This window comes from Candidatus Methylomirabilota bacterium (assembly GCA_035260325.1).
Classification (GTDB): domain Bacteria; phylum Methylomirabilota; class Methylomirabilia; order Rokubacteriales; family CSP1-6; genus AR19.
Genome location: DATFVL010000262.1, coordinates 1 through 11,515 on the forward strand (window position 1 = coordinate 1; position 11,515 = coordinate 11,515).

The window sequence follows — 11,515 nt, forward strand, 5'->3', positions numbered from 1 at the left end:
GGGCCCGCAGCAACGTTTGCACGTCGTGCTCGCGTCGCTCGATTTCCTTCATGAGACGAGTGATCGTAGCCTTCTGGGCGGCGATCAATCGATCAATGTCACGCATCTTGGCCATGAACCCTTATAACACGATCTGGGCGAAATCTCGCAACTAGCCGCGCGGCTATCGCCCGAATGCGGGGTTCTGTTCAATATCTGCTCGGCGCATTATCTACACGGTGTGGATAACTTAAATGGCCCGGAATAGGTCGATTTCGCTCTATCCGTTGCGGCCCGACGAGGTAGTCAAGGCGCTCCTCGCCACGCCCCATCGCAACCCCTCTAAGGTGAAGAAGCGCAAGAAGAAGCAGCGTGCTCGGAAGAAGAATAGCTAAACACAATGCAATCGGCGCATTCACGGTAAGTACCTGTAGTTATGGACGAAGGCAGTTTTGTCAAAGATACAATTGCCAATCTCCGGGTCCCCGCCCCCCGGGCTATAATCCCCTCGGCCGTCACCAACCCCGTTCCAGGGAGGAGCCGATGGGAGAGATGAAGGAATTCGCGGGCCTGTTCTACCGGGAGGGCGCGCTCGATCCGAAGACGTTGCAGCTGGTGGCGCTCGCCGCCATGGCCGCCGCCGGCTGCACCTCCTGAGTGCCGGGACGCTTCGCGGCCGCGAAGCAAGCCGGCGCCACCGAGGACGAGATCAGCGAGACGCTCATGTACGCGATGCGCGGCGCGGCGCGCGCCACGTGGAGCACCATCAAGTACATCCCGGGCGTCGAGGATCTGAACAAGGAGTGGAAGACGAAGTTCGAGCGGGAGAAGCGATAGACGCCCCTCGCCTCGCGCTGGAGAGGCTGTCGAAGCGGTTCGGCGACCGGCTGGCCCTCGACGGCCTCTCCCTCACCCTCCCCCCGGGGGAGATCTACGGCCTGATCGGCCCGAACGGCTCGGGCAAGACCACGACGGTCAAGCTCACCACCGGCCTCTACCAGCCGACGGACGGCCGCGTCGTCGTGGACGGCGTCGACCTCCAGCGGGAGCCCGAGCGCGCCAAGCGGCTCCTCGGCTACGTGCCCGACGAGCCCTTCGCCTACGATCGGATGTCGGGCCGGGAGTTCCTCCACCTGGTCGGCGCGCTGTGGGACGTCCCGGCGCGCGAGCGCGCGCGGCGGATCGACGAGCTGGCCGCGACCTTCGCGGGCCTCGCCGAAACCCTGGACGGCCACGTCGAGAGCTACTCGCGCGGCAACCGCCAGAAGGTCGCCATCGTCGCCGCGCTCCTGCACCGCCCGCGGCTCCTCGTCATCGACGAGCCGATCGTCGGCCTCGACCCCGAGAGCGCCCTCCGCGCGCGCGAGCTCCTGCGCGAGTTCGCGGCGGCGGGCGGCGCGGCGCTCGTCTGCACCCACACCCTCTCCTTCGCCGAGGCCGTCTGCCACCGGGTCGGCCTGCTGCGCGACGGGCGGCTCGTGGCCGAGGGCGATCTCGCGTCGCTCCGCCGGCGCGCGACGCGGGAGGGCTCGCCCGGGGAAGCCTCGCTGGAGGGCCTCTATCTCCACTTCGCGGGTCGTCGCTAGGCTCCTCGCCCGGCGGCTCGTGGCGCTGCGCGCCCTCCTCGCGGCCGGCGACGCCGCGCAGGACGTCGTCGTCGCCGGGTTCGTCTTGATCTTCGGTCTCGTCGTCGTGGGGGAGTACTTCGTCTTCGAGCGGGCGCTCGAGGCCCTCCACCCGCTCCGGCTCGCGGGCACGGCGCTCTCGCTCTACTTCCTCGAAAGCCTCATGGGGCTGATCCTGATCATCTCCCTCGTCAGCTACGTCGCCTCCGGCCTCTGGGTGCATTTCCGCGCGGCGGACACGCGCCTCCTGCGCGCCTCCCCCCTGCCGCTCGGCGCGCTCTACCTCCTGCGCTCGCTGGAGACGTTCCTGGTCACCTCCTGGGCGCTCGCGATCGTGGGCCTCCCCGCCCTCGCGGCGCTCGGCGTCGCCCACGCGCGAGGCCCCGGGTTCTACGCGACGGGCCTCGTCGTCCTGCTCCTCTTCGCGGCGCTCACCGGCGCGGCGGGGGCCCTCCTCACCGCCGCCGCGGGCGCCCTCTTCAGGCGCTCGCCCACGCGACGGGTCGTCGCGGCCACGGTCGTCGCGCTGCTCGCGGTGTTCGCGGCCCTGGTCGGCCGGAACGTCATCCCGTCCACGGGCGACTTCTACACGATCTTCGAGCCGGGCATCCTCAACGGGAAACCCGCCTCGATCAAGTTCGTCGAGGCGAAGTTCGCGCGCTGGCCGAGTCACCCGTTCGCGGCGGCGCTGCACGACGCGGCGACGGGCTCCCACGCGGGCTCGCCCGCGACGCGCGCGGCGCTCTGGCTTCTGCCCGCGGGGGCGCTGCTCCTCGCGGCGACGGCCGGCCGCGCGCTCTACCGGCGGGCGCTCCCCGCCATCGCCGAGAGCTTCGTCGTGACGGGCGGGGGCGCGACGGCGGCGGTGGGGGCGCGCGAGTTCCCGCGACGGCTGCGGGGGCCGATCGGCGCCCTCGTGGAGCGCGACGTCCTCGCGCTGGCCCGGAACCCGCACGAGCTCGGCCGCGCGGCCTTCATCGGCTTCCTGCTGCTCCTCTATACCTCCTTCGTCTTCGTCGCGCCGCTCCGCGAGGTCGCCGACCGCCCGACCGCGGTCGCCCGCCTCCTGCTCCTCAACGTCCTCGCGTCGGGCTACTTCCTCACCGCCTTCGGGCTCCGCTTCGTCTTCCCGAGCACGTCGCTCGAGGGGCGGGCGGCGTGGGTCCTCTTCTCGAGCCCGGTGAGCCTGACGCGGCTCTTCGCGGCGAAGCTCGCGCTCTACGCGACGCTGCTCGGGCTCGCGGTCGTGCCGATCGCGCTCGCGGGGACGCTCCGCCTCGTCGGCGACCCGGTGCTCGTCGCGACGACCGCGGCGCTCCTCGTCATGCTCGCCGCGACTGCTGCTACACTGCTGCTGGCCTTCGGCGCGGCGTGGCCCGATTTCCGCGAGCCGAACCCCGAGTCGCTCTCGACGAGCGCCGGCGGGCTCCTGGCGACGCTCGTGTGCCTCGCGTACGTCGCGCTCGTCGGCTGGGCCGCCCGGGGCGCCGCGCTCGCGCGGAGCGAGGGCGGCAGCGTCGCGCCGTGGCTCGCCGTCGTCGCGGTGGTCTCGGGGCTCCTGGTCGCGGGCGCGCTCGCGCTTGCACGCCGGCGGCTCCGCACGCTCGAGGTCGCGTGAGCGACCGGGGCCGGGCGAGCCGCAGGACGTCGCGGGGCCGCAGTGCGAGCCGCAGCCGCAAGGCGAGGCGAGCCTGGGATCGAGTCCCCGCCGTCCGAGGCGAGCGAAATCCAAAGGAGGCGCTGATGGCAGCCGGGGAAGCCCCGATCAAGCAGGCGGTGAAGTGGCTCGACGAGCAGCTCCACGACAACCCCGCCGCCGACCGTCTGAAGCTCGTCGACGAGGCCTCGCGGCGCTTCGACCTGACACCCCTCGACGCCGACTTCCTGCTGCGTCAGATGGCCGAGCGCGGCAAGAGCCGTTGAGCGAGCCGCAGGCCCGCGACGTCCGGGAGCAGTTCGGCCCGAGCGCCCAAGCGTACGTGGCGAGCGCCTCGCACGCCGGCGGCGCCGACCTCGACACGCTCCTCGCCTGGGGCCGGGCCCGCCGGCCGGCGCGCGTGCTCGACCTCGCCACGGGCGGCGGCCACACGGCGCTCGCCTTCGCGGGCCTGGCGGCGCGCGTCGTGGCGTTCGACCTGACCGAGCCCATGCTCCGCGCGGCGCGGGCGTTCATCGCCGGCCGCGGCGCGGCCAACGTCGGGTTCGTCGCCGGGAACGTCGACGCGTTGCCCTTCGGCGACGGCGCGTTCGACGTCGTCACGTGCCGCCTCGCGGCCCACCATGTCGCCGACGTCGCGGCGGCGGTGCGCCAGGTCCACCGGGTCCTCCGCCGCGGGGGCTCCCTCCTCCTGCAGGACATCCTCGGCCACGACGACCCCGGCGCGCACGCGTTCGTCACCGAGGTCGAGCGGCGCCGGGACCCCTCGCACGTTCGCGCCTATCGCGCGGTCGAGTGGCGGGCGTTCCTGCGGGCGGCGGGGCTCACGGTGATGGACGAGGCGATCGTCACGAAGGAGTGCGTCTGGGACGACTGGACGGCGCGGACGCGGATGACCGCCGAGGCGCGGCGGGACCTCGAGGCGTTCGTCCGCCGGGCGCCCGAGCGCTACCGGAGCGCCTTCGACTTCAGGCTCACCGGCGACGCCGTCGAGGCCTTCAGCGTCCGGACGCTCCTGCTGCGCGCCGAGCGCGACTAGGACTGGGCCGGGCCGCTAATTTAGATCGGCCGTCTCGCAGGTGTCGGATGACCCGTTCGAGCGTGTCATCCAGCCGGATCGTCGGCTCCCATCCCGTCACGGCCTTGATCTTCCGGATGTCGGGGACGCGCCGCTGCATGTCCTCGAAGCCCACCGCGTAGGCGTCCTCGTAGGGGACGAACCGGATCCGGCTCTTCTCCCCGTCACCGCCGGAGCCCCGGCGTCCGCCGAGCCGGTCGACGGCGGCCAGGACGCGTCGCGCGAGGTCGAGAATGGTCACTTCATCGGCCGAGCCCACGTTGAAGACCTGACCCACGGCCTCAGGGCACTCGGCGAGCAGGATGAGCGCGCGGACGACGTCTTCGACGTCGCAGAAGCATCGGCTCTGCTGGCCGTCGCCGTACACCGTGATGGGCTCGCCGCGCAGCGCCTGGCTCACGAACCGCGGCACCACCATCCCGTACTGGCCGGTCTGGCGGGGCCCAGTGGTGTTGAAGAGGCGGCCGATGACCACCGGGAGCCCACGCTGCGCGTGATAGGCGAGGCCGAGGAACTCGTCGACCATCTTGGACGACGCGTACGACCAGCGGCTGCGCGAGGTCGGTCCGAGGACCACGTCGTCGTCCTCGTTGAAGGGGACGTTCTTGCTCTTGCCGTAGACCTCGGACGTCGAAGCGATCAACACCTTGACACGGTAGCGAAGCGCGGCCTTGAGGACGGCTTCGGTGGCGAGCACGTTCGTCTCGATGGTCCGGACCGGATCCTCGACGATCAGCTTGACGCCCACCGCCGCAGCGAGATGGAAGATGACGTCGCATTCGCTGGCCAGACGGTCCAGGACGACCTGATTCGTGATTGTCTCGATGGCGAAGTGGAACGACCCCCGGCTCTGGCCGGCCGCCGCCTTCTCGACGAGGCGCTGGATGTTCTCGAACCGGCCGGTCGAGAGGTCGTCGATGACCGTCACGCGACAGCCCCGCTCTACCAGGGCGTCGGCCAGATGGGAGCCGACGAACCCGGCGCCGCCCGTGATCAGCACGCGCTGCCAGGACGTCGAGCGAGAGCGCTGGTCGATACTCATGCCCTATTGCAGTCGAGCATAGCTACTTAATCTATGTTAGCCGACCGGGCTGGAGGCGGGTTCATCCTTTCGCGGGGTTCGAGCCCGGGGCGTTCCTCACGTGGATGGTCTTCGCTTGAAACGCACGATCGTCGCGCCCCACCCCCCTCTTTCCGGACGCGCGTCCGCGTAGGAGGCGACCAGCGGGTGGCGGGCGAGCAGCGACTGGACGATCGCGCGCTGGACGCCCGCACCGCGGCCGTGGATCAGCCGCACCTCGGCGAAGCCGCGCGCGTGGGCGGCCTCGAGGTACTCCGCGACGACGGAGGGAACGTCGCGCGGCGCGAACGCGTGAAGGTCGAGGGCGTCCTCGATCGGGACGCGGACGGGCTCCTCCGGCTCGCCGCCTACAGCCGTGGCCCTTCCAGCACGTGCTGCTTCCAGTGGTCGAAGCTCAGGAGATCCTCCCCCGAGAGCTTGCACTGTCAGAAGGTCGCCGCGCGCTCGAAGAACGCGACGTCCACGACGCCGACGTTCTCCGCGCGCGCCGTCTCGGCGACCTTCTGGGCGACCATCTGGCGGACGAACGGGATCGGGATCCGGCCGAGCCGGCGGAGGACCTCGTCGGTGCAGCGGATGCGCGTGCCCGGGAGCACCGGCCCCTCGGCGACGCCCGCGTCTGCCTCGCGCTCCGGGTGCTCGCACGTCTCGGGGACGAGCTGTTGCAGGCGGAGCGACACGTACTCCGTCACCCACTGCTGGATCCCGCGCTTCAGAGCCTCGTCGCCGGGCCCGAGACTCCGAAGCTTCTCGTCGACGCCGCCGAGCAGGCGCTCCAGCCGGCCGAGCCTCGCCTCGAGCGCGGCCAGCTGCTCGCCGATGCCGTGCGGATCCATGCGCTCCTCGCTCGGGCCACCCACGATTCTATCCGTCCTCGCGGTCCCCCCTACAACGGTCGCTCACGCGAGCACGGGACGCCGCGTGCGCCAATCCGTGAGGCGCTGGTAGGCGTCGCCCGCGCGCATCACCGTGGCCTCGTCGAACGGCCGCCCGACGAGCTGCATGCCGATCGGGAGCCCGCCCTGCGTGAAGCCGCACGGCACCGAGCAGGCCGGGTGCCCGGAGAAGTTGAAGGGGCGCGTGAGACGGATCAGCGCCGAGCGCACGTCGGAGGCGCCGTCGCCCAGGATCGTCGTCTTCTCGCCGAGCACCGGCGCCGGGATCGGTGTCGCGGGCGCCAGGAGCACGTCGCGCCGGGCGAGCACCGCGTCCATCTCCTGGCGGACCAGCTGGCGCACCTGCTGGGCGCGGACGTAGTGGACGCCGCTCACGAAGGCGCCCATCCTGAGCCGCTCCCGCACGTCGGGCTGATACTCCGCCGCGCGTGTTCTCATCCAGTCCGCGTGGTACGCGAGGGCCTCGGTCGCGACGATCGCGAACGACGCCGAGGGCACGTGCACCACCTCGGCGAGGTTCACCTCGTCCACGACGGCGCCGGCCTGCTCCAGCGTCTTCGCGGCCTTCTCGACGGCCGCCCGGACCTCGGGCGCCGCGACGTCGGTGAAGTGGGCGCGCAGGAGGCCGACGCGGAGCCCCTTCACGTCGCCCGTGAGCGCGGCCGCGTAGTCGGGCACGGGCAGCACGCTCGTCGTCGGGTCGGCGGGGTCGTAGCCGGCCATCGCGCCGAGCATGAGCGCGCAGTCCTCGACCGTACGCGCCATCGGCCCCGCGTGGTCCATGGACCAAGAAAGGGGGAGCACGCCCGCGCGGCTCACGCGCCCGTACGTTGGCTTGACGCCGCTGATCCCGCAGAGCGAGGCGGGGATGCGGATCGAGCCGCCGGTGTCCGAGCCGAGGGCGCCCGGCACGAGCGCCGCCGCGACGGCGACCCCCGAGCCCGAGGAGGAACCTCCTGCGATGCGGTGGGCGTTACGATCCCACGGGTTCCGCGCGTCGCCGTAGTGGGCATTGAGCCCCTCGGGCCCGTAGGCGAACTCGTGCATGTTGAGCTTGCCCAGCACGATGAGCCCCGCCACCGCCAGGCGCGCGACCACCGTGGCGTCCTGCGCCGGCACGAAGTCGGCGAGGATCTTGGAGCCGCCCGTGGTCCTGACGCCCTCGGTGTTGTAGAGGTCCTTCGGTCCGTAGGGCACGCCGAGGAGCGGGCCCGCCGCGCTGCCGGCCATCAGCCGCGCCTCGGCGGCCCTCGCGGCGTCGACCGCCTGCTCGCCGCACACGGTGATGAACGCCTTGAGCCGGCCGTCGAGCGCCGTGACGCGCTCGAGGTGGGCGCGGACGACCTCCACGGGAGAGACTTCTTTCCTCGCGATCATGCGGCCGAGCTCGGCCATCGAGCGCCAGACGAGGTCCTGCACGTCAGATCACGCGGTACTGCGTGGCGGGCTCGACCTCCCGCAGCGGCATCGTCTCCAGGCGCGCCAGGAGCTCGAGGGCGCGGGCCAGCGCGGGCCGGACGGCTTCGAGCTCGGCGTCGCTCCAGTCGAATCCGGAGAGCCGCGTCATGCGTCGCAGGGTGTCGAGGTCTATTTCCATGGGCGGGAGCATACCACTAGAATGAGGGGGCATGGCCCTTGCGCTGACGATCCTGACCGACCCGCGCGATCCCGGGGCGCGCCGCGCGCTCGACCTGGCGCCCGGGACCTCGATCCTCAAGGCCGCCCAGGCGGGCGGCGTCGACATCACCGCCACGTGCGGCGGTCGCGGGCGCTGCACGTCGTGCCGGGTCAAGTTCGTCGCCGGCGCCCCGCCGCCGCCGACGATCATGGACGAGGTCCAGCTCGGCGACGACCTCGTGCGCGAGGGCTACCGCCTCTCCTGTCAGTGCGTGCCGAGCGAGCCCGTGACCGTGCAGGTGGCGCCGCCCCTCGAGGAGCTCTCCTTCCAGATCCTCGGCGCGGGCGCCGGTCCGAGCACGTTGAGCCGTGTCCGCCTGGACTCGGGAATCCAGAAGCAGGTGGTCAAGGTCGCGCTGCCCCGCGAGGAGCACCACCAGACCTCCGACCTCGAGCAGCTGTGTGCCGCCGTGGGAGTCACTCCAGCGGACGTCGGTACCGGCGTCCTCCAGGGTCTGCCGGCGGCGCTCCGCGACGATCCCGACGGCGTCACGGTGACGACGTTCACGGCCGGCGCCGACCGACCGCTCACGCGCGTCCTCGCCGTCGAGCGCGGCGACACCGCGGGGATGAAGTTCGGCCTCGCGGTGGACGTCGGCACGACGAGCGTCGTCACCACGCTGCTGGCGCTCGACTCGGCCGAGCAGCTCGCGTCGGTCTCGAGCCTGAACCCCCAGGCGGTCTTCGGCGGCGATCTCATGTCCCGCATCGCCTTCGCCCAGTTCAACCCGGCGAACCTCCGGAAGCTCCACGGGCGCATCGTGGCCCTCCTGAACCAGCACATCGGCGAAGTCTGTCGCGAGTCGGGCGTGCTCGCCAAGTGGATCCACAAGGTGGTCGTCGTCGGCAACACGTGCATGCACCACATCCTGCTCGGCATCGACCCCTCGCACGTGGGGCTGGCGCCCTACGCGCCGGTCATGCGCCACCCGCTCGTGCTGCCGGCGCGCGACCTGTTCCTCAAGCTCGGCCCCGAGGTGCCCGTCTGCCTCCTGCCGATCGTCGCGGGCTTCGTCGGCGCCGACGCCGTCGCCGTCGCCCTCGCGACGCGCATCTACGACAGCGCCGAGGTGAGGATCGCGGTCGACATCGGCACGAACGGGGAGGTCATCCTGGGCTCGCGCGACCGCCTCTGGGCCTGCTCGGCGCCGGCCGGCCCCGCGCTCGAGGGCGGCCAGATCCGCCACGGGATGCGCGGCGCGCTCGGCGCGATCGACCGCGTGGTGGTCGGCGACGACATCCGCGTGCACACGATCGGCGAGGGCCCGGCGCTCGGCATCTGCGGCTCGGGCCTCGTCGACCTCGTCGCGGGGCTCCTCGACGCCGGCGTGATCGACTGGACGGGGCTCATCCAGGTCGAGGGACGCGAGCGGCTCGCCCCGAAGCTCGGCGCGCGTGTCGAGCTGCGCGGCGAGGAGCGCCTCGTCGTCGTCGTGCGCTCGGGCGAGGCCGGCGCCCCCCGCGAGATCGTCCTCACCCAGGACGACGTCCGCCAGGTGCAGCTCGCCAAGGGCGCGATCGCCTCGGGGGTGGCGATGCTCCAGCACGTCGCGGGGATCCCGCGCGCGCGCGTGGCCGAGCTGATGCTCGCGGGAGGCTTCGGCAACTACATCTCGATCCCGAGCGCCCTCCGCATCGGCCTGATCCCGGCCCTCCCGAAGGAGACGATCCGCTACGTCGGCAACGCGGCCTCGCTCGGCGCCCAGCTCTGCCTGCTCTCCGAGACCGAGCGGGCGCGCGCCGCCGAGGTCGCGGCGCGGATCGAGCACGTCTCCCTCGCCGCCCATCCGGACTTCGAGTCGATCTTCGTGGACGCGATGAACTTCCCGCGCGGGTCATGAAGGCGACGATCCCCGTCAAGGTCGTTGGCTTCGAGGTCGGCGCGGTCAGCCAGACACTCGACGCGCGCTGGCTCATGGCGTACGCGGCCGGGCTCGGCGAGACCGACCCGCGCTACTACGACACCGAGGCGCCCGGCGGGCCCCTCGCGCACCCGATGTTCGCCGCCTGCTACGAGTGGACGGTCGCGCTCACGCTGCGCGCGAAGACGCTCAAGGCGGAGCTCCTGCCGCGGAGCGTCCACACGAGCCACCACCTCGTCATCCACCGGCGGCCCGAGGCGAGCGATCGCCTCCTCACGCGCGGCCAGGTCGTCGCGGTCAAGCCCGTCCGCGCGGGGACGCTCCTCGTCACGCGCTACTCCACGGTGGACCGGAACGGGCGGCCCGTCACGACGACCGAGTACGGTGCGATCTTCCGGGGCGTGACGTGCGAGGGCGAGGCGGAGGCCGGCGTGCCGGCGCTTGCCCGCCCAACCGCCCCCGCCGGCGACGAGGTCCGCTGGAGCTCGGCCGTGCCGGTCAGCACCCAGGCCGCCCACGTCTACAGCGAGTGCGCGCGCATCTGGAACCCGATCCACACCGACGCCGCGGTGGCGCGCGCGGCCGGGCTTCCCGGCCTCATCCTCCACGGCACCGCCACGCTCGCCCTCGCGGTGTCGCAGGTCATCAAGCAGGACCTCGGCGGCGACCCCAGGCGCGTCAGCGAACTCAGTGCGCGGCTGACGGGCATGGTCAGCATGCCCTCGACCCTCACGGTGCGCGGCCGCGGGCGCGCCGGCGACGTCATCGCCTTCGACGCGGTGGACGAGCGCGGCGAGGCCGTGCTGAGCGACGGGATCGTCCGCGGATGAAGCAGATGAGCCGGCGCGAGCGTCTCCAGGCCGCGATCAACCGCGAGCCGGTGGACCGGATCCCCTATGCCGTCTGGCGTCACTTCCCCAGCGTGGACCACTCGTCCGCGGGGCTCGCCCAGGCGACGCTCCGCTTCCACGAGCGCTACGGCTCGGACTTCATCAAGATCACGCCACGCGGCGGCTACGCGGTCGAGGCGTGGGGGTGCGTCGAGGGCGCCGAGCTCCGGCCCGACGGTCACCGGCCGTGCGCCCGCTGCGCCGTGCGCGACGCCGCGGACTGGAAGAAGATCCGTCCGCTCGACCCGGAATCGGCACCCGGCTGGAGCGAGCACCTCGAGACGATCGTCCGCATGGGCTTCGACCGCCGCATCGGCGATGCACCCGTGCTACCGACACTCTTCTCGCCCCTCTCCCTGGCGCGGAAGCTCTCCGGCGACCGGCTGGCTCACGACCTCCGTGAACACGCGGGACCCGTCACGGATGCCCTCGAGGCGATCGCCGAGACAGTCGTGCGGTTCGCGGAGCGGGCGCTCACCGAGGGCGTCTCCGGCATCTTCTACTCGATCCAGGCGGCGAGCCGCTCCGCGAATTCCGAAGAGGACTACGCCCGGTTCGGCGAGCCCTACGATCGGCGGGTGCTCGAGTCCGTGAGCGGCAAGTCCCGCCTGACGATCGTCCACTGTCACGGCGACCGGCTGATGTTCGACCGGCTCGCGTCGCTGCCCGGCCACGCGTGGAACTGGGACGACCGCGCCGCCGGCCCCGCGCTCGGCACGGTGAAGGCGATGACGGTCGGCGCCGTCCTCGGCGGGCTCGATCAGTGGAAG

Annotated in this window: 14 protein-coding genes; 9 read left to right on the forward strand and 5 right to left on the reverse strand. The window is 72.0% G+C overall.

What is annotated here, in order from left to right:
* Positions 1 to 522: 522 nt before the first annotated feature.
* The 6 genes from VKG64_16935 to VKG64_16960 all read left to right on the forward strand — a co-directional run bounded on the left by VKG64_16935 (position 523) and on the right by VKG64_16960 (position 4,300).
* The gene (locus VKG64_16935) at positions 523 to 636 is read left to right on the forward strand and encodes a carboxymuconolactone decarboxylase family protein (protein HKB26723.1); all 114 of its coding nucleotides are present in this window, start codon (positions 523 to 525) and stop codon (positions 634 to 636) included.
* Positions 637 to 816 carry a hypothetical protein gene (locus VKG64_16940; GenBank protein HKB26724.1) on the forward strand — a complete coding sequence of 60 codons (180 nt, stop codon included), beginning with the start codon at positions 637 to 639 and terminating at the stop codon, positions 814 to 816.
* Positions 783 to 1,565, forward strand: a complete 783-nt coding sequence (locus VKG64_16945; GenBank protein ID HKB26725.1) for an ABC transporter ATP-binding protein — start codon at positions 783 to 785, stop codon at positions 1,563 to 1,565. The genes VKG64_16940 and VKG64_16945 overlap by 34 nt, the downstream gene beginning before the upstream one ends.
* Before the next feature lie 19 nt (positions 1,566 to 1,584).
* Positions 1,585 to 3,222 carry a hypothetical protein gene (locus tag VKG64_16950; GenBank protein HKB26726.1) on the forward strand — a complete coding sequence of 546 codons (1,638 nt, stop codon included), beginning with the start codon at positions 1,585 to 1,587 and terminating at the stop codon, positions 3,220 to 3,222.
* Positions 3,223 to 3,347: 125 nt separating this feature from the next.
* Complete coding sequence (locus VKG64_16955) at positions 3,348 to 3,527, forward strand: hypothetical protein (GenBank protein ID HKB26727.1); 180 nt, start codon at positions 3,348 to 3,350, stop codon at positions 3,525 to 3,527.
* Positions 3,524 to 4,300, forward strand: coding sequence for a class I SAM-dependent methyltransferase (locus tag VKG64_16960; protein ID HKB26728.1), 777 nt, complete (start codon positions 3,524 to 3,526; stop codon positions 4,298 to 4,300). The genes VKG64_16955 and VKG64_16960 overlap by 4 nt, the downstream gene beginning before the upstream one ends.
* On the opposite strand, the gene VKG64_16965 is transcribed toward VKG64_16960, so the two are convergent.
* From VKG64_16965 to VKG64_16985, 5 genes are all read right to left on the reverse strand, one after another.
* On the reverse strand, positions 4,260 to 5,381 hold the full coding sequence (locus VKG64_16965; protein HKB26729.1) for a GDP-mannose 4,6-dehydratase: 1,122 nt from the start codon (positions 5,379 to 5,381) through the stop codon (positions 4,260 to 4,262). The two genes, VKG64_16960 and VKG64_16965, sit on opposite strands and share 41 nt — an antisense overlap.
* A gap of 96 nt (positions 5,382 to 5,477) precedes the next feature.
* Positions 5,478 to 5,843 (reverse strand): Smr/MutS family protein, encoded by a 366-nt coding sequence (locus tag VKG64_16970; GenBank protein HKB26730.1) that lies wholly within the window; start codon positions 5,841 to 5,843, stop codon positions 5,478 to 5,480.
* Positions 5,844 to 5,845: 2 nt separating this feature from the next.
* Positions 5,846 to 6,280 (reverse strand): PCP reductase family protein, encoded by a 435-nt coding sequence (locus VKG64_16975; GenBank protein HKB26731.1) that lies wholly within the window; start codon positions 6,278 to 6,280, stop codon positions 5,846 to 5,848.
* A 39-nt stretch (positions 6,281 to 6,319) separates the two neighbouring features.
* Complete coding sequence (locus tag VKG64_16980) at positions 6,320 to 7,735, reverse strand: amidase (GenBank protein HKB26732.1); 1,416 nt, start codon at positions 7,733 to 7,735, stop codon at positions 6,320 to 6,322.
* Position 7,736: 1 nt separating this feature from the next.
* Entirely contained in the window at positions 7,737 to 7,913 is a 177-nt protein-coding gene (locus tag VKG64_16985; protein HKB26733.1) for a hypothetical protein, read from the reverse strand.
* 31 nt (positions 7,914 to 7,944) lie between these two features.
* On the opposite strand from VKG64_16985, the gene VKG64_16990 reads away from it, so the two are divergent.
* From VKG64_16990 to VKG64_17000, 3 genes are all read left to right on the forward strand, one after another.
* Positions 7,945 to 9,834, forward strand: coding sequence for an ASKHA domain-containing protein (locus VKG64_16990; protein HKB26734.1), 1,890 nt, complete (start codon positions 7,945 to 7,947; stop codon positions 9,832 to 9,834).
* Positions 9,831 to 10,685, forward strand: a complete 855-nt coding sequence (locus VKG64_16995; GenBank protein ID HKB26735.1) for a MaoC family dehydratase N-terminal domain-containing protein — start codon at positions 9,831 to 9,833, stop codon at positions 10,683 to 10,685. Before VKG64_16990 ends, VKG64_16995 begins: the two co-directional genes overlap by 4 nt.
* Positions 10,682 to 11,515 (forward strand): uroporphyrinogen decarboxylase family protein (locus VKG64_17000; protein HKB26736.1); only part of this gene is annotated, 834 nt, incomplete at its 3' end. The genes VKG64_16995 and VKG64_17000, both read left to right, overlap by 4 nt.

Coding starts and splice junctions, on each gene's coding strand:
- VKG64_16990 (HKB26734.1), top strand. CDS start 7,945: ATGGCCCTTGCGCTGACGATCCTGACCGACCCGCGCGATCCCGGGGCG.
- VKG64_16995 (HKB26735.1), top strand. CDS start 9,831: ATGAAGGCGACGATCCCCGTCAAGGTCGTTGGCTTCGAGGTCGGCGCG.
- VKG64_16965 (HKB26729.1), bottom strand. CDS start 5,381: ATGAGTATCGACCAGCGCTCTCGCTCGACGTCCTGGCAGCGCGTGCTG.
- VKG64_16935 (HKB26723.1), top strand. CDS start 523: ATGGGAGAGATGAAGGAATTCGCGGGCCTGTTCTACCGGGAGGGCGCG.
- VKG64_16955 (HKB26727.1), top strand. CDS start 3,348: ATGGCAGCCGGGGAAGCCCCGATCAAGCAGGCGGTGAAGTGGCTCGAC.
- VKG64_16985 (HKB26733.1), bottom strand. CDS start 7,913: ATGGAAATAGACCTCGACACCCTGCGACGCATGACGCGGCTCTCCGGA.